The sequence below is a fragment of the Virgibacillus sp. genome (assembly GCF_013393565.1).
GTDB classification, from domain to species: domain Bacteria; phylum Bacillota; class Bacilli; order Bacillales; family Amphibacillaceae; genus Virgibacillus; species Virgibacillus dokdonensis.
Window position 1 is genome coordinate 37,002 of sequence record NZ_JABXHF010000003.1, and the last position, 18,783, is coordinate 55,784.

General features: G+C 35.2%; 18 protein-coding genes and 1 pseudogene. All 19 read left to right on the forward strand.

The features are described from left to right. Nucleotides 1-43: 43 nt before the first annotated feature. Nucleotides 44-1,324 carry a Glu/Leu/Phe/Val family dehydrogenase gene (locus HLX49_RS01340; RefSeq protein WP_077703648.1) on the forward strand — a complete coding sequence of 427 codons (1,281 nt, stop codon included), beginning with the start codon at nt 44-46 and terminating at the stop codon, nt 1,322-1,324. Nucleotides 1,325-1,555: 231 nt separating this feature from the next. Next, on the forward strand, nt 1,556-2,521 hold the full coding sequence (locus tag HLX49_RS01345; RefSeq protein ID WP_077703649.1) for a YpdA family putative bacillithiol disulfide reductase: 966 nt from the start codon (nt 1,556-1,558) through the stop codon (nt 2,519-2,521). Nucleotides 2,522-2,714: 193 nt separating this feature from the next. Then, nucleotides 2,715-3,689, forward strand: a complete 975-nt coding sequence (locus HLX49_RS01350) for an asparaginase (protein ID WP_237342728.1) — start codon at nt 2,715-2,717, stop codon at nt 3,687-3,689. 171 nt (nt 3,690-3,860) lie between these two features. Continuing rightward, nucleotides 3,861-4,550 (forward strand): glutamic-type intramembrane protease PrsW, encoded by a 690-nt coding sequence (prsW, locus tag HLX49_RS01355; protein ID WP_073004202.1) that lies wholly within the window; start codon nt 3,861-3,863, stop codon nt 4,548-4,550. A gap of 178 nt (nt 4,551-4,728) precedes the next feature. Next, entirely contained in the window at nt 4,729-5,562 is an 834-nt protein-coding gene (sleB, locus tag HLX49_RS01360; RefSeq protein ID WP_101933902.1) for a spore cortex-lytic enzyme, read from the forward strand. Nucleotides 5,563-5,578: 16 nt separating this feature from the next. Beyond that, entirely contained in the window at nt 5,579-6,919 is a 1,341-nt protein-coding gene (ypeB, locus tag HLX49_RS01365) for a germination protein YpeB (RefSeq protein ID WP_296360579.1), read from the forward strand. Nucleotides 6,920-7,024: 105 nt separating this feature from the next. Continuing rightward, nucleotides 7,025-7,711: a flagellar brake protein gene (locus HLX49_RS01370; RefSeq protein ID WP_296360582.1), complete on the forward strand. Its 687-nt coding sequence runs from the start codon at nt 7,025-7,027 to the stop codon at nt 7,709-7,711. A 282-nt stretch (nt 7,712-7,993) separates the two neighbouring features. After that, complete coding sequence (gene cmk / locus HLX49_RS01375; protein WP_296360584.1) at nt 7,994-8,662, forward strand: (d)CMP kinase; 669 nt, start codon at nt 7,994-7,996, stop codon at nt 8,660-8,662. 17 nt (nt 8,663-8,679) lie between these two features. Then, nucleotides 8,680-9,264: a lysophospholipid acyltransferase family protein gene (locus tag HLX49_RS01380; RefSeq protein ID WP_077703654.1), complete on the forward strand. Its 585-nt coding sequence runs from the start codon at nt 8,680-8,682 to the stop codon at nt 9,262-9,264. 162 nt (nt 9,265-9,426) lie between these two features. Then, entirely contained in the window at nt 9,427-10,563 is a 1,137-nt protein-coding gene (gene rpsA / locus HLX49_RS01385; protein ID WP_296360586.1) for a 30S ribosomal protein S1, read from the forward strand. 384 nt (nt 10,564-10,947) lie between these two features. Beyond that, nucleotides 10,948-11,832: a YIEGIA family protein gene (locus HLX49_RS01390; protein WP_077703656.1), complete on the forward strand. Its 885-nt coding sequence runs from the start codon at nt 10,948-10,950 to the stop codon at nt 11,830-11,832. 92 nt (nt 11,833-11,924) lie between these two features. After that, nucleotides 11,925-12,110, forward strand: a complete 186-nt coding sequence (locus HLX49_RS01395) for a capping complex subunit for YIEGIA (protein WP_073004188.1) — start codon at nt 11,925-11,927, stop codon at nt 12,108-12,110. 414 nt (nt 12,111-12,524) lie between these two features. Beyond that, nucleotides 12,525-13,001, forward strand: a pseudogene (locus HLX49_RS01400) (GTPase); the annotation flags it as partial. A gap of 26 nt (nt 13,002-13,027) precedes the next feature. Beyond that, on the forward strand, nt 13,028-13,618 hold the full coding sequence (locus HLX49_RS01405) for a CheR family methyltransferase (RefSeq protein WP_296360588.1): 591 nt from the start codon (nt 13,028-13,030) through the stop codon (nt 13,616-13,618). A gap of 323 nt (nt 13,619-13,941) precedes the next feature. Beyond that, the gene (gene aroC, locus HLX49_RS01410; protein WP_077703667.1) at nt 13,942-15,111 is read left to right on the forward strand and encodes a chorismate synthase; all 1,170 of its coding nucleotides are present in this window, start codon (nt 13,942-13,944) and stop codon (nt 15,109-15,111) included. Beyond that, complete coding sequence (aroB, locus tag HLX49_RS01415; protein WP_077703668.1) at nt 15,112-16,185, forward strand: 3-dehydroquinate synthase; 1,074 nt, start codon at nt 15,112-15,114, stop codon at nt 16,183-16,185. Beyond that, on the forward strand, nt 16,182-16,562 hold the full coding sequence (gene aroH / locus HLX49_RS01420; RefSeq protein WP_073004162.1) for a chorismate mutase: 381 nt from the start codon (nt 16,182-16,184) through the stop codon (nt 16,560-16,562). The genes aroB and aroH overlap by 4 nt, the downstream gene beginning before the upstream one ends. Nucleotides 16,563-16,564: 2 nt before the next feature. Beyond that, complete coding sequence (gene hisC, locus HLX49_RS01425; protein ID WP_077703669.1) at nt 16,565-17,656, forward strand: histidinol-phosphate transaminase; 1,092 nt, start codon at nt 16,565-16,567, stop codon at nt 17,654-17,656. 12 nt (nt 17,657-17,668) lie between these two features. Continuing rightward, the gene (locus HLX49_RS01430; protein WP_077703670.1) at nt 17,669-18,769 is read left to right on the forward strand and encodes a prephenate dehydrogenase; all 1,101 of its coding nucleotides are present in this window, start codon (nt 17,669-17,671) and stop codon (nt 18,767-18,769) included. Nucleotides 18,770-18,783 lie beyond the last annotated feature (14 nt).

An 18,783-nucleotide genomic window follows, 5' to 3' on the forward strand; every position in this document is an offset into this window, starting at 1 on the left:
CTCTGTCAATAAATTATTTAGAGATATACTAGGAGGTAAATTCATGGTAGCCGATAACGCAGCAGATTCTACCAAAGAAGTAAATGAAAAAATGGATGTATTAAGTTCAACACGAGCTGTTGTAAAAACTGCATTGGAGAAACTGGGTTACCCTGAGGAAGTCTTTGAACTATTCAAAGACCCTGTTCGGATGATGACAGTCCGTATTCCAGTGCGCATGGATGATGGATCCATTAAAGTATTTACTGGGTACCGCGCTCAACACAATGATGCTGTTGGTCCGACAAAGGGCGGTGTAAGATTCCATCCAGATGTCACTGAAAAAGAAGTGAAAGCATTATCTATTTGGATGAGTTTAAAGGCGGGCATTGTCAACCTACCTTATGGTGGGGGAAAAGGTGGTATTATTTGTGATCCTCGTGAAATGTCATTTCGGGAGTTAGAAGGACTTAGTAGAGGGTATGTACGTGCAATTAGTCAAATTGTAGGGCCAACAAAAGATATACCCGCACCAGACGTTTTTACTAATTCACAGATTATGGCTTGGATGATGGATGAGTATAGCCGCATTGACGAATTCAACAGTCCAGGTTTTATTACTGGTAAGCCAATAGTTCTTGGTGGATCACATGGAAGAGAATCTGCAACTGCAAAGGGTGTAACAATTTGCATTAATGAAGCTGCTAAAAAGAAAGGGCTTGATGTAAAGGGAGCGAGAGTAATCGTTCAAGGGTTTGGAAATGCAGGAAGTTTCCTATCAAAGTTTTTGCACGATGCAGGAGCTAAGGTAGTAGGTATTTCCGATGCTTACGGCGGTCTTTACGATTCAGAAGGACTAGATATTGATTATTTATTAGATCGCAGGGATAGCTTTGGAACCGTCACCAAACTTTTTAACAATACGATTACAAACAAGGAATTGTTAGAAATGGATTGTGATATTCTTGTACCTGCAGCGGTTGAGAATCAAATCACAGACGAAAACGCTTACAAGATTAAGGCTAGTATTGTAGTTGAAGCTGCTAATGGACCGACTACAATGGAAGCAACCAAAATTCTAACAGAACGTGGCATCTTGTTAGTACCAGATGTGCTAGCTTCTGCTGGAGGAGTCACCGTATCTTATTTTGAATGGGTGCAAAATAATCAAGGCTATTATTGGTCAGAAGAAGAAATAGATGTTAAGCTTCATGAAACAATGATTAAAGCATTCAATTCAATCTATAACACTGCTGAAACGAGACGTGTGGATATGCGTTTGGCTGCTTATATGATTGGAGTTCGAAAGATGGCTGAAGCGTCCAGATTCCGCGGTTGGGTTTAAATCGCAGTACGATGTTAGGCATAACAAATGACGAAAAAACTCTTATCTTGTATAGTTGGATAAGAGTTTTTTCTCTATAAACTTATAATATTGTGTTCAGACAGGGGGGATTTCCTGTGGTGAGGGGATTTTTGATAGTTCATTTTTAATCTACTTTTGTTAACCATTATTACAACATTTCAATACATAAAAATAAGTATAATTGCAAAATAGAAAGAAGGGTTTTATGCTATGCAACAAGAAAAAGTGATTGTCATTGGTGGAGGACCATGCGGAATGTCTGCCGCAATTGAATTGCAAAATCTAGGTATACAACCATTAATTATCGAAAAGGGAAATATTGTAGATGCTATTTATCATTACCCTACACATCAAACATTCTTTAGTTCAAGTGATAGATTGGAAATTGGGGACGTTGCTTTCATTACAGAAGAGCATAAACCAGTACGTAATCAAGCACTTTCTTATTATCGTGCTGTAGCACAACGTAAACAGTTGAGAATTCATACATTTGAGCAAGTAACAAAAGTGGAACGAATGGATGATGATTTCCGTGTTGTTACGACAAAACAAGCATATAAAGCAAAGCAAGTAGTGATAGCTACTGGTTATTATGGACAGCCAAATATGATGGGTATACCTGGCGAGGAACTTCCTAAAGTATCACATTATTTCAAAGAAGCTCACCCATACTTTCGTAAAAATGTAGCGGTTATTGGTGGAAAAAACTCAGCTGTAGATGCAGCAATGGAGCTTCACAAAGCTGGTGCGCATGTTACGGTACTCTATCGCGGGAGTAAATATTCAGATAGTATAAAGCCGTGGATACTACCTGAGTTTGATTCGCTTGTAAGAAAAGAAAAAGTAAATATGATTTTTAATGCACATATATGTGAAATCACTCATAATTCATTAATTTACGAAGTCAATCAACAAGCATATCGTTTGTCAAATGACTTTGTATTTGCAATGACAGGCTATCATCCTGATTTTTCATTACTTACTTCCACAGGTATAGAAGTGAATGATACGACAGGTGTGCCCAACTATGATGAAATAACATATGAAACAAATATATCTGGCGTTTACATTGCTGGAGTGGTAGCTGCTGGATTTAATAATAACAAAATTTTTATTGAAAATGGGCGTTTTCATGGAGAAGCAATTGCTCAGTCTATTTCATCAAAATTAAACTAACGCAATTGTTCACTCTGTTTTCATTCATTTTTAATACTGCTCTTAAAGGTCATTTTCTAAGCATTCACTTTAGCTCGTTCTTCCGTTCTGTGTAAACATTTCACCCGAAAAGTTATATGTTTTCTTGTAAGAAATAAGATGAAAATGCTACTATTAGATTAATTAGAATATGCTAGATTGTAGGTGTAAATCATTGAAAAATAAAAAGGTGATACTAATTGCTACTGGAGGCACCATCGCAAGCGAAAAAAAAGAAGATACTGGGCTGTTGCAATCTGGTGTCATCTCAGGTGAAGAGATTGTTCAGTACTGTGATATACCTAAACATATTGACTTACAAGTCGAATCCATGCTACAAAAAGCCAGCATGCATCTTTCGTTTGACGATTTATTAGCTATAAAAGAACGAATAGATCTGCATTTAGCGAATGATCAAGTTTCAGGTGTTGTTATTACCCAAGGAACAGATACATTAGAAGAAACTTCTTATTTTATGAACTTAATTACAAATCATGAAAAGCCTATTGTGTTTACAGGTTCACAGCGATCACCGAGAGAAGTTGGAACAGATGCTTTTATTAATATTAAACATGCTGTTTTAACTGCGTCTAGTAAGGATTTATACAATGTTGGTGTTGTTGTCGTATTTAATGAAAGAATATTTCATTCTCGTTATGTAAAAAAAGAGCATGCTTCCAATGTACAGGGGTTTAATTCGTTTGGTTTTGGATATTTAGGAATTATAGATAACGAATCTGTACATATATTTCAAAAACCGATTGGAAATGAGTACTATAAATTGACAAATATGATACCTGAAGTTGACATTATTAAATGTTATATGCAAGCAGACGACAAATATATCCGAGCAGCTAGAGAAGCTAAGGTAGATGGCATTATTTTAGAAGGTGTTGGTAGAGGGCAAGTATCGCCTGGAATGATGACCGAAATTAAACGTTGTGTTAAATTAGGAATCATTGTAGTTATTACAACTTCTGCAGTTGAAGGTGAAGTATACACCACGTATGATTATAAGGGAAGTACCTTTGATTTAAAACAAGCTGGTGTTATTTTGGGAAGAGATTATGACAGTAAAAAAGCTCGTATAAAATTAATGGTTGGATTAGCTAGTGAACAGAGAGATATAACTGCATTGTTTGCTGTTTAATCCCAAATTAATCATATTCATATCATTTGTGTGAGCACTTATATATTTAGTGGTGTAATTTGTATAGACCGTGCTAGTTTTATTGAAATAGAGCTTACTAATTGAATTTAAATGAATGATATTTGCTCACACATGATATAGGTTTACTAACGGGAAAGGATAGGGGGAGCTATGTTTTCTATATTATCTGCTGGTGTTGCGCCAGCTTTGGCTTTAATGTCATTTTTTTATTTAAAAGACCGTTTCTCTGAACCAATAACTCTAATTGCGAGAAACTTTATTTTTGGAATGTTGTTAGTTTTCCCTATCATGTTTATACAATATGTTTTTCAAGCAGAAGGTATTATTAATCATCCAGTTAGTGAATCGTTTTTGCTTGTTGGGCTCTTAGAGGAATTCTTTAAATGGTTTATTTTCATGTACGCTATTTATCATCATGCTGAATTTGATGCGCATTATGATGGTATTGTATATGCTGTTGCTATAAGTCTTGGTTTTGCAACATTAGAAAATATTTTATACTTATTTACTAACGGAATTAATTATGCCTTTATTCGGGCTTTCTTCCCTGTATCTTCACATGCTTTATTTGGTGTAATTATGGGCTATTACTTTGGAAAAGCTAAAATATATTCTTTACATAAACGCCGCAATATTTTCTTAGCATTTTTTATACCGTATGTACTACACGCCATATATCACTATATTCTTACAATAGTTTCTAGTAATTGGGTTGTTGTTTTAGTACCATTCATGATTTTTTTATGGGTTATCGCATTACATAGAATGAAAATTGCTAATCTGTCACCACATGCTTTACGTAAAACTTGCGAAAAAAAGAAAGAAAACCATGCAATTTAACGATAGATTAAAGTAAACATTGAACCTTTATCCATTAAGTGATAGAGGTTTTTTGTTGTTCATGAATTCTTGCTATCCTTTTATTTAGTTGATTTCCAGATATAAAGTATCAGATGAATAAAATGATTATTATAACGGAAACTAACAGCACAAAACCATGAATAGCAGGAGGAAGTGTATGATGGAGAAAAAACTGACAATTATATTATGCCTTATCAGTTTTTTATTTCTTGGAATGAATGTAATACAGACGGAAAAAACAGCGCATGCATTTAGTTCTCAAGTAATTCAACATGGCGCTGTTGGTGATGATGTAATTGAATTACAAGCAAGATTACAATATTTAGGTTTTTATAACGGACAGATAGATGGTGTATTTGGATGGGGGACGTATTGGGCATTACGCAATTTCCAATATGAGTTTGGGCTTGGGATAGACGGATTAGCTGGGCAAGATACTAAACAAAAACTTACAAAGGCCAGTGAATATGATGAAAACTATGTAAAGCAACAAATTAATCAAGGTAAAAAATTCACGCATTATGGTGGCGAAAAGAGAAATAAAGAATCTACTAGTAAGAACAAAGGTGAAACAAATAATAATCAAGGGCAGGGCGATCAAGGAAGTAACACTGCTGTCAATGTACCGCAAGGGTACTCGCAAAACGACATACAGTTAATGGCAAATGCTGTTCATGGAGAAGCAAGAGGAGAACCTTATGTAGGCCAAGTAGCTGTAGCAGCCGTTATTCTAAATCGGGTAGAGAGTGCTACATTTCCAAATACTGTATCCGGTGTTATTTTTGAACCACGCGCTTTTACCGCTGTTGCAGATGGACAAATTTGGTTAACACCTAATGAGACTGCGAAGGAAGCAGTGTTAGACGCTATTAACGGTTGGGATCCATCTGGAAATGCTATATATTATTTTAATCCAGATACTGCAACATCAGGCTGGATTTGGACAAGACCACAAATTAAAAAAATCGGAAAGCATATATTTGCGAAATAGAAAGGTGTGAAAGGATATGATCCGCTGGATACTAATTGCCGTACTTGCTATAGGCGTTATAGGAACAGGGTTTTGGGGGTATCAGGAGCATCAAGAAAAAAACGCGGTTCTCATTCAAGCTGAAAACACATATCAGCGAGCATTTCATGATTTAACCTACAGAGTTGACGTATTAAACGATAAGATTGGCTCTGCTTTAGCTATGAACTCTAATCAACAATTATCGCCGCAACTTGTTGAAATTTGGCGAATTACTTCGGAAGCATTATCTGATGTTGGGCAATTACCACTAGGATTATTACCATTTAATAAGACAGAAGAATTTTTAGCTAATATTGGGGAGTTTACCTACCGTACGGCAGTGCGTGATTTAAAAAAAGAACCATTATCAGTTCAGGAAACAAAAGCTTTAGAAAAGCTATACAAGCAATCGGGTGAAATTAAAGATGAGCTAAGAAAAGTTCAACATACAACACTAGAAAACAACTTACGCTGGATGGACGTGCAGCTTGCTTTAGCTAATGAAGATCAGCAGATGGATAATACGATAATTGATGGTTTTAAAACGGTAGAGAAAAAAGTGGATGGGTTTACTGAAGGAGGCGGTAATGCATCTACATCAAATAAAACAGTACGAGACCACGAATTTAAATTTTTAACAGGCAATCAAATGACAAAAGAGAATGCTCTTACAAAAGCGAGCAATCTTTTAGGCGTAAAAGATAAAGATAAACTTCGAATTACTGAAAGCGGAAAGGGAGCAGAGGTCCCTGTATATAGTATTTCCTATCAAAATGGGGAAGAAAGTGGCTATTTAGATTTATCTCAAAAAGGTGGCCATCCATTTACCCTATTAATTAATAGGCCTATAAAACAAAAGAAGATCAGTTTAAATGCAGCTATGAGGAAAGCAGAAAAATATTTAAAAAAGAACCAATTTGAAGATATGACTGTTTTCCAAAGCGCTCAGTATGGAGATATCGGAGCATTTTCTTTCTTATATAATAAAGCCGGTATCCGCTATTATTCCGATGCGTTAGAGGTCAAAGTAGCATTAGATAATGGAGAAATACTCGGTCTAACAGCTATTGATTACTTTATGAATCATGGTGACAGGGAAAAAGTTGAACCTAAAATCAGTGTAGATGAAGCAAGAGAAATGGTTAATCCAAATGTTGATATTCAAGAAGAATATTTAGCTGTTATTGACAATGATCTTGGTGAAGAAGTGTTAACATATGAATTTTTAGGAACCATGGGAAATGAAACATACCGTATTTTTATCAATGCTATTGATGGACGAGAAGAACAAATAGAAAAATTAAGTGGTTCAGAAGTTAATTATGCTAGAGGTTGACAAAATATGTCTTCCTCTTTTTTTATTTTTCTGCAATAATAGGCATAAAGAACTATGCAAATAGACCGCTATTACGCCTAAATATACAATACGAGGAGTGTTATAATGAAAATAGGAACGATGTTTCAATTAGAAGTCATGCAATCCAAAAAAAAAGGAAGTGATAAGGCAAACCAATACCGGTGTAAATTAATTGATAAAAATGAGCAATATATTTTTATTGATTTTCCTGTAAATATAAAGTCAAAAAAAACAGCTGTCTTTGCAAAAGGAACGGTATTTGAAGTCACTTTTGTTGGAGATGATGAAGTGATTTATAAATTTCGTTCTAAATTAATAACCAAAATAAAAGGTAAGATTCCTTCTTTAGCAATTCAAAAACCTGACAACGTTCATCGTATTCAGCGACGAAATTTTATCCGAGTGGAAACAGCTGTTGATGTTGCGGTACATTCAGACCAAAACCTTTTCCCACCGTTTATTACAGTAACCAATGATGTTGGTGCCGGAGGTTTGTCTTTAATCGTACCTAAAAACCAGTCTATTCTTGGGGAAATAGCAGAATTATGGCTAGTTTTACCAATGTCTAAAGGGGCTTTTTTGTACCCAAATATACGTGCCAAGCTTGTGCATCAAAAGAAGGAAAATAACAAAATTACTATAGCCTCTTTTCAATTTTTAACATTAGATACTAAAATGGAGCAATTTTTGATACGATTTTGTTTTGAAAAGCAACGAGAAGCAAGAAAAAAACAGCTATTTGATCAATCTTATGGCATAATAAAAAAATAAGCTTGGAATGGACCATTTTAAAATGAATATGTTATTATTTAGTAGGGCTTGTTCAAAATATGTATAAACAGATAATCTTTTCTAATATACAAGATGATGGATGAATTTAGATTTCTAGTATAAGCATGTGCCGTAAAGGTCTTGGCGATAATTCTTCTTTCTTAAACTAGGAACATTGACATGCTATTATTGGTGCATTTTTTTTATTATAATTATTCACATATACTTGGCATAGCCAAGTTTTTTCAGGATAAATGTATTGGAGAGGAATAGGTACCATTTATGAAGAGATTAATAACTATTGCCATTGATGGACCTGCAGCAGCAGGAAAAAGTACTGTAGCAAAAACTGTAGCTGAGAAGCTATCATGTATTTACATTGATACAGGAGCAATGTATCGAGCACTTACTTGGAAAGCGTTGAAGAATTCTGTTAATGTTAATAACGAAGAGGCGCTTATTGAATTATTAGAGAGCACTGATATCATGTTAAAGCAAAATAGCCGTGGGCAACTTGTTTTTGTCGATGAGGAAGACGTAACCTATGATATTCGATCAAATGAAGTAACAAATAACGTATCATATGTTGCAAAACATCCTAAGATTAGAGAAGAAATGGTACGTCGTCAACAAATGCTTGCTAAACATCGAGGAGTTGTAATGGATGGACGTGATATTGGAACGCATGTACTTCCTAATGCAGATATAAAAATATTTTTAATTGCTTCTGTTGAAGAAAGAGCGAAAAGAAGATATGAAGAAAATATTAAAAAAGGAATTCATGCTGACTTAAACGAACTAAAAAAAGAAATAGAACAAAGAGATGAGATCGATTCAAAACGAGAAGCATCGCCGTTAATAAAAGCAAAGGACGCCATTGAAATTGATACAACTTCTTTGTCCATTCAAGAAGTTGCGGAACGCATACTCCTCATAGCGAAAGACATTTAGTAGGAGGAGAATAAAGAATGAACTTGTATCGTATAGCAAAATGGGTTGTCTCTATTATTTTTTATCCACTTTTTCGTATTCAAGTAATCGGGAAAGAAAATGTCCCTAAAACAGGCCCTGTTATCATTTGTTCCAATCATATTTCTAATTATGATCCTCCAGTCGTGGGAATCACTTCTCCAAGAAGTATTTATTTTATGGCTAAAGGGGAGTTGTTTGATAATCCTTTACTAGGGAAATTATTAATAGGTATTCAGGCTTTTCCAGTAAAACGGGGCATGAGTGATCGAAATGCTTTAAGGAAAGGGTTGCAAATTTTAAAAGAAGGCCATACACTAGGGTTATTTCCAGAAGGAACAAGAAGTAGGACTGGAGAATTAAGTAAGCCACTTGCTGGGGCTGGTTTTTTTGCTTTACGCTCCAATGCAACTATTGTTCCTTGTGCCATTATCGGTAATTATAAACCATTTAAACAGTTAAAGGTTATCTATGGAAAACCTATCCCTATGGACGAATGTCGAAAAACAAAAAAAGCAACCGCTCAAGAAACAGCAGATTTGATTATGGAAGAAATTCAAAAATTATTAGATCTTAATAAATAAAACTACATTACTTGACAAATAATTATAATTGTTAGAAGTTATAAAAAAGGAATATTATTTTACTGCATTTATTTTAGATTATTTTTAGTTGGTAGAAAGCTTAAGTAGCTTATTACATAAAAGTTATTTGGGATTTCATAAGATTTTAGGAGGGCTATGGATATGAATGAAGAAGCAAACAATGAACAAATCAATGTAGCTGTAGGAGATACAGTAACCGGAACAGCAGTAAAAGTGGAAGATAAACAAGTACTCGTTGATTTCGGATACAAAACGGAAGGGATTTTACCAATCGGTGAACTTTCCAATCTTCATATTGAAGCTGCTAGTGACGTTGTAAGTGAAGGAGACACATTGACATTAAAAGTAAAGAAAGTCGAAGAAGATGATGTTATCTTATCCAAAAAAGCTGTAGATGCTGAGAAAGCTTGGAAGGATCTTCAAGAGAAGTTTGAAAGTGGAGAAGTTTTTGAGACGCAAGTAAAAGAAGTTGTCAATGGCGGTTTAGTTGTTGACGTCGGACTACGTGGGTTTATCCCAGCTTCTTTAGTAGAGACATATTATGTTGAAGACTTTAATAATTATAAGGATAAAACACTTACAGTTAAAGTAGTTGATCTTGTTCGTGATCAAAATAGAGTTATTCTATCTCATAAAGCTGTTGAAGAAGAAAAATTACAAGAAAAGAAACAGTCATTGCTTAAATCATTAGAACCAGGACAAGTTATCCAAGGCACCGTACAACGTATTACTGACTTTGGGGTCTTTGTGGATATTGGTGGAGTAGACGGTTTAGTTCATATTTCACAATTAGCTCATGAGCATGTGAAACATCCCTCTGATGTTATACAAGAAGGTGACAGCATAGAAGTAGAAGTTTTGTCTGTAGATCCAGATAGTGAGAGAATCTCTCTATCGAGAAAAAATGCCTTACCTGGTCCTTGGTCTGGAATTGGGACACGTATTTCTCAAGGAGATGTGTTAGATGGAACAGTAAAACGTTTAGTAAACTTTGGTGCTTTTGTCGAAATTGAGCCAGGAGTAGAAGGTTTAGTTCATATTTCACAAATCGCCACACGTCATATTGGTACACCACAGGAAGTTCTTGAACCTGGACAACCGGTGAAAGTAAAAGTACTTGATGTTAATGAAAAAGAAGAACGCATCTCTTTAAGTATTAGAGAATTAGAACAAGAACAAGAAGAAAAAGAATATAGTCAATATGAAAAAGACGATGACCAATCTGGTTTTCATATAAGCGATTTTATTGGTGATAAATTAGATAAATATAAACAATAAATAACAAATGTCTGTAGTAACATATAAACTAGTTAAAAAGACGCTTTCTATCTATGGAAGCGTCTTTTTAATGAGATTACTTAAATTGGTCAATATGTCATTACGCCTGCTTAGAATAAATTTTAACTTCCAATTACTGCAAAAAAAGTTTTCCTCCAAATAAAGTACTCACCTAAAAATCTACGCGCTTTGCCGACCGTTTTTATAGTCCTCATTAGTTTTTTTCTCTGTACTGTTTATATAGTAAAACAATAAATTTGTGACATACTAACCATGTATATCGTTTTAATATTGATCGATTCGGATTTTAGAGATCACTCTCATGGGATGAAAATATAGAGAACTTAATCGCTTATATACGGGAAAACTACTGGAGGAAAGCTAATGAATGAGTATACGATGCCAATTTTATTTGGAGTAATCATTGGAACTTTAGCACGTATTTTAATGTTAAGAACCGATTATAGGCAATATCCTACTTATTTACATGGAAAAGTGATTCACGTGTCTTTAGGTTTTATTGCTGCCTCACTAGGCTCTGTTGCCATTCCAGCCATTATGGAGTTAGAATTTACGGCGGTTACATTTTTGACTGTTGCTGCAACGCAATTTAGGGAAGTAAGAAATATGGAAAGAAACACACTAACGGAAGTTGATAGTTTTGAATTAGTACCAAGGGGAAAGACTTATATTGAGGGTATCGCTATTTCGTTTGAAAGTAGGAATTACTTAGTTATTTTTACTTCCTTTATAACTACATTAACATTTATTATATTTAATGTTTATGTAGCATTATTTGCAGCGATATGCTCTGTTACTGTTTCAATGATTTTAATGAGCGGTAAAACAATGAAAAATATTGTACAAATAGATCATCACCCACTCCATTTCAAGGGTGCTGGTTTATATGTGGACAATATTTATATTATGAATATTGGTTTACCTGAAAGACAGGAAGAAATTTTAAAATACGGTTTAGGCTTTGTTCTCACCCCTAATAATATTAATACCATAACTACAATTGCGAATTTGGGACAACGACAAGCCATCTTGCACGACGTTTCCGTAACTTTAGGCGTATTTAGAGATTCAGGAACTCCAGCACTGACTCCGTTAATTAAGCGGGATTTAGATGATGGACGAATTGGAATATTTATACTACCACAAATAAGAGATGTTAAAAAAGCAAAAAAAGTTATTGGATCTGTCCCCATACTGGAAAGCGCCATACGCATGCCATCTGAATCCGCTTTTACAAGAAAAACTTGACACTTATCGCCCAACTCTTTATGGCGAAAGAACGCTACCGTTATTGCTTATACTATTAACTCCAAAAAGTACATCGAAAGGGAGACGAATAAATGGAAATAGAAAAGGCTATATTAGCTGTCATTACAACAAATTCTTCCATTGTTGAAGGTGGCGCACCAATTTTCATCTGTGAAACTCGAAAAGAAGCAGAGGATATATCTGCTAATTTAGAAGCAATTACGGACGGGATTGCTCATGAATTAAGTGAAGAGTTATTTATTATCGTAAAACATTGATAGGCTATTATTATAATTGTGCGTATGCTTTACTTTTGCTATGATAGAGATTGTTCAAACTAGTTGGCAAAAAGATACAACCGATTTGTAGGGCAAGGACTTAGAGTAAGAAACTTATTACATAAACGTTGGTTTATGAATTAGCCTTACATAGAAGGTGCTGTAACAGTCCTATTTCGAAAAATGAAGAATTGTTCTACAACAATTTAAAGTAAGGGATGAAAATACCTCAACCTTATATGTACAAAGACCTTTAAATTTCACCTTGGTTATGGAAAATTTGCAGGAAATAAGAAAAGGCGACTATTGAATGAAGTTTTACTATAACTACAAATCAACCGTTTGCCAAAAAGTTAAAACAAACATAAAAAATTAAAAACGCAAAAAAGATGTGAAAGAAAGGGTGTTCCTTTCATGAGGAAAGCAACAGTAGCAATAGTAGGAAGACCAAATGTTGGAAAATCAACTATTTTTAATAGATTAGTTGGCGAGCGCATATCCATTGTTGAAGATATTCCTGGGGTGACAAGGGATAGGATTTATGCTGAAGCGGAATGGCTTACTACCCGTTTTAATCTTATTGATACAGGAGGGATTGAAGTTGGAGACGAGCCACTTTTAGTGAAAATGCGCCAGCAGGCTGAAGTAGCAATTGATGAAGCAGATGTCATTATTTTTTTAGTAAATGGCAGAGAAGGTATTACCGCTGCAGATGAAGAAGTTGCAAAATTGCTATATAAATCAAACAAGCCTGTTGTTTTAGGGGTTAATAAAGTCGATAACCCAGAAATGAGAGAAACAATTTATGAATACTATGCACTAGGGTTTGGTGAACCATTTCCAATCTCAGGGTCCCACGGATTAGGGTTAGGAGATTTATTGGATGAAGTAAAGATCAAGCATTACTAAACGAATTTGTGGATCGATTAACAATAAATGTATCTGAATTTTATCGTAATCCCAAACGTTGGGAAGTTTTACAAACTAAAGTTATGCCAGCATTGGTGAAAAAACCTTCGTTTACAATTTGGAGTGCAGCATGCTCTACAGGAGAAGAGCCGTACAGTCTTGCCATTATGCTATCAGAGCATTTTCCTAGAGCTTCCTATCGAATTATGGCAACAGATATAGATGAAGCTGCTTTAAGCAAGGCCAAGCAAGGCATTTATCAAAAACAGGCTTTAAAAGAATTACCAGCAAAATCTATTCAAAAGTATTTCACGAATCAACATGGACTATATCATCTATCTCCTAATATAAAAGAGCAAGTTACGTTTCGCAAGCATAATTTACTAGCTGATACATATCCAAATAATGTTGACTTAATCATATGTCGAAATGTTCTCATCTATTTTACTGATGAAGCAAAAGAAAGCGTTTATCAACGTTTTAGTGAATCCTTAAATACAAATGGTGTTTTATTTGTCGGTAGCACGGAACAAATATTTCACCCAGAAAAATATCAATTACGTTTATTAGACACATTCTTTTATCAAAAAATGGAATGATGTTTTATGAAATTTAAAGAACGAGAAATTTACAAGTACGAACCCCATTTTAAATCAATAGAATAACCATACATAGCTTGTAGAGATCTAGGTCCACTACGAGCTTTTTTACTTTCAAAAAGTATATAATGGTGGCATATAGTATAAGTAAGTATAAGGTAAGTTTCTAATACATGGTTAAGGTTAAAAAAATGATCGTGATTCTTTAAAATAATGGTAGCGCTTCATTTAACTAATTCTTTGTTTTTTTCAGTTTTTATTATCACAAACATGGTAAGGTATGGTATAGTAATTAGAAAAATTCTATAAAAGGAGAATGTAACGTGCGCTATTTAACAGCAGGGGAATCACATGGGAAACAATTAACTACGATTGTTGAAGGAGTTCCTGCCCAAATGCCATTATTAACAGAAGATATTAATCAGTCCCTTTCTCGTAGACAAAAAGGACACGGGCGGGGAAAGCGAATGCAAATTGAAAAAGACCTTGTAGACATTACGAGTGGTGTGAGGCATGGTAAAACATTAGGATCACCTATTTCTTTAGTTGTACATAATGATGACTTCAAACATTGGGAAGACATTATGGGCGCAGATCCAATAGAAACAGATCAAAAAATTCGTAGAACTATAACAAGGCCAAGACCTGGGCATGCCGATCTTAATGGTGCTCTTAAGTATGGACATCGAGACATAAGGAATATATTAGAACGTTCATCAGCCCGAGAAACAGCCGCACGAGTAGCTGCAGGGGCTATCGCAAAAACGTTGCTTAAGCATTTGGGTATTGAAATCGTTGGTTATGTGAAGGAAATTGCAGGTATTGTTGCAGAAGACCAAGAACAACTTTCTGTACGAGGAAGACAGCAAATAGCTGATGGGTCACCCGTTCGCGTTTTGGATAAACAAGTGGAAGGGCCTATGATACAGGCAATTGACGATGCAAAACAAGTTGGAGACTCAATCGGAGGAGTTTGTGAAGTTTATGTGGAAGGAATGCCAGCAGGTGTTGGTTCTTACGTCCATTATGATCGCAAATTGGATAGTAGAATAGCTGGAAGTGTAGTAAGCATAAATGCTTTTAAAGGGGTCGAATTTGGAATTGGTTTTGAAGCGGCAAAACGGAATGGTAGTCAAGTCCATGATGAGATTGCTTGGAATGAAGAGAAGGGGTATTACCGAACTACGAATCGCCTTGGGGGATTTGAAGGTGGTATGACAACAGGAATGCCGATCGTGGTTAAAGGAGTAATGAAACCTATACCTACATTAATGAAACGACCACTTACGAGCGTAGATATCGATACAAAAGAACCGTTTAAAGCGACGGTTGAAAGATCTGATGCTTGTGCAGTTCCTGCCGCTTCAGTTGTTATGGAGCATGTTGTTGCATTCGAGCTAGCAAAAGCTTTAACAGAGCAATTTACAAATGATCAATTTGCAAAGTTAAAAGAAGCGATTGAAGCATATCGTGAAGAAATCAGGTGTTTTTAAATGGAAGAACTAAACATTCAAGCAAGTACACACGCTTATTCTATCGTTATTGGAGAAGGCATCCGAAATCAAATTACGGATTACTTCACTAATAGTTATTCATCTATTTGGGTGATAACAGATGAGAATGTAGCTAAATTATATTTGGGAGACGTATTAGAAACACTCTCAGATTTTCATGTCCACCACACAATATTACCTGCTGGAGAACAGACGAAAAGTATAGATTACTATAATCAATTAATGACAGAAGCAATTGAGTATGGATTAGACCGTCATTCTTTGTTAATTGCTTTAGGTGGAGGGGTTATTGGTGATTTAGCAGGTTTTGTAGCAGCTACTTATATGCGTGGCATTGACTATATCCAAATGCCGACAACAATATTAGCGCATGATAGTAGTGTTGGTGGAAAAGTAGCTATTAACCATCCGTTGGGGAAAAACTTGATTGGTAGCTTTTATGCACCGCAAGGAGTTTTTTATGATATTGAGACGCTAATTACGTTAAATGATCGGGAAATCCGCTCTGGATACGCAGAATTAGTAAAAGAAGCACTCATTTCTGATGAAGCTATATATCGATCCATTTTAACTACAAATTTACAAAATTTACCACCATCTATAACACAAGAGCATATTTGTTCAGGGATTCAAATTAAAGCACAAGTAGTAGAACAAGATGAAAAAGAAAATGGAATGCGAAAGTATTTGAACCTTGGCCATACGTTGGGTCATGCTTTGGAAGCTCATTTAGGATATGGATCTATTGCACATGGTGAGGCGGTTGCTATAGGTTTGCTATTTGCACTACATGTTAGCGAATCAGTTTTTGATACGACATTGCCTTTTTTACAACTAAAGCAATGGTTAGAAACAAACCACTACCCGCTTCATTCCCTAACTGGAGATCAACAAACTATATTAGCTAAAATGAAAAACGATAAAAAAAATAAACAACATCGTATTCAAATGGTGTTGCTAGAACAAGTTGGTAAACCAATTATAAAGCAGATGACGGATGAAGATATGCTTTCCTACTTATCTTCTTTTAAAAGAAAGTTGGTGAATAAGTGACTAGAGGCATACGGGGTGCAACGACGGTAGCTGTTAATGCAGCCGATGTAATTATAAATAATACAAAAAACTTAATTGAGGAAATGATCAAGAAAAATAATGTATTACCAGAAGATGTTTCTCATGTTTTTATATCTGTAACAAAAGACATTACTGCAACCTTTCCAGCTAAAGGTTTGCGTGAGTTATCGGGTTGGACATATGTTCCAGTAATGTGTATGACAGAAATAGATGTGCCGAATAGTTTAGAGCTTTGTATACGTGTAATGATGGTTGTAAATACAGAACTAGAACAATCAAATATTCACCATGTCTTTCAAAATGAAGCTATTCATTTGCGCCCTGATTTAGCAAAATGGAATAAGGAGGATAAATAAAAATGAAAGCAAAATCTTCGTTAAAGCAGATTGCACCATATCAACAAGGAAAGCAAATTCAAGATATTAAGAGGCAATACCAAATAGATAGAATTGTGAAATTATCTTCAAATGAAAATCCATATGGTTATGCAGATACAGTTAGACAGTTTTTAGCTTCTTATGAGCCTGCGTTTGATATTTATCCAGATGGCCATACAGCACAACTCCGCAAAGATTTAGCTTATAAATTAAAAGTAAGTGAGTCAGAAATAATTTTTGGGAGTGGCTCTGAAGAAATTGTTCAAATGATTTGCCGAGCTTATTTATTTCAAGGAGTTAACACAGTGATGGCTACACCAACTTTCCCTCAATATAAGCATAACGCAATAATTGAAGGAGCAAAAATAAAGGAGATACCAACTATAGAAGGCCACCATGATTTAAATGGTATGCTTGAAGCTATCGATCAAGATACAAATGTTATCTGGCTTTGTTCTCCTAATAATCCAACTGGTACTCCAATAACCAAGCAGGATTTTATTGCTTTTATGGATACGTGTCCACAACATGTTTTAGTCGTATTAGATGAGGCATATTATGAGTATTTAGACGAAACGAAAGACCTTCATGCAATGGAACAGATTCAAAAATACAACAATCTTATAATTTTACGAACTTTTTCAAAGGCATACGGACTTGCGGGATTGCGTATTGGGTATGGGGTTGCAAATAAGCAGATCATTAATCAATTAAACGTTGTACGTGGACCTTTCAATACAACTTCCATCGCTCAGCAAATCGCACAAATTGCACTTGCTGATGAAGCTTTTATTGAAGAAACAAGGCAGCAAAACTTAAAAGTAAAGCTCGATTTCCAAGCATTCTTGGATAGGATAGGCTGGCATTATTACCCTTCTGAAACAAATTTCATGCTTGTTTCTACACCTACTAGTGGAACAAAAGTGTTTGATTATTTAATCCAACATGGGTTTATCGTTCGCCCTGGTGAGCTGTTGGGAATACCAAATACTTTTCGATTTACGTTAGGGTTACAGGATGATATGTATCGCATGCAGGAATTACTTTCACTCTATCAGCACCAAAACAGCTAAGGAGATGTATATGTGAAGCGAAAAATAGCTATAGCAGGTCTTGGTCTTATCGGCGCGTCGATAGCAAAAGCATTAAAAACAATAGCTGATAATTATGTAATTGGTTATGATATTGACTTAGAGACATTACAATACGCCAAGACCCATGGTATCATTGACGAAGCAAAAACAGACTTTACAACCACAGTATGTCAAGTTGACTATCTTATTTTGGCAGCCCCAATATCTAAGTCAATTGAATTACTAGCAGCTTTAGATGAAATACAATTATCCCAAAAGTTAATCGTTTCTGATGTTTCTTCCGTGAAACAATCCATGATAACAGCGGCTAATCAGTTACAAAATATGGACATATCTTTTGTTGGTGGACACCCAATGGCAGGTTCCCATAAAAAAGGGGTGCAGGCTGCAAAAGCGCATCTATTTGAAAACGCAATTTATGTATTGACTCCCACGACGCGTAGTAAAGAGTGTGATGTTCAATCATTAAAAAGGCTTCTTGAACCGACACGTAGCAAATTTCTCATACTAGATGCGAAGGAACACGATGAAATGACTGGTGTGATTTCTCATTTCCCGCATTTAATTGCATCTTCACTCGTTCACCAGGCAAAGCATTGGGAACAGACGCACGCTTATTTACCTAACCTTGCTGCAGGTGGATTTCGCGATATTACAAGAATTGCATCTAGCAACCCTACACTTTGGCAGGATATCTTTTATCATAATCGAAAGAAAATGTCGCTGTTTTTAGAAGAATGGATTACAGAAATGAAACATGTAAAAAATTTAGTTGAAGAAAATAATAAGCAAGAGATGATTACGTATTTAGAAACAGCTAAACGGTACCGTGATGGTTTAGGTACGAAAGATAAAGGAGCCATTCCTTCATATTACGATTTGTATGTAGATATTCAAGATCAAACAGGGGCTTTAGCCCATGTAACAAAACTGTTGGCAGATAATAACATTAGCATAAATAATATTCAAATATTAGAAATTAGGGAAGGGATAATGGGAGCTCTTAGGTTAAGTTTTGCAACTGAAAAACTCCAAAAAATAAGTGCACACACCCTAAATGAATCGGGTTATGAAACGATGATCGAAAAATAATGTTTGATAAAGGA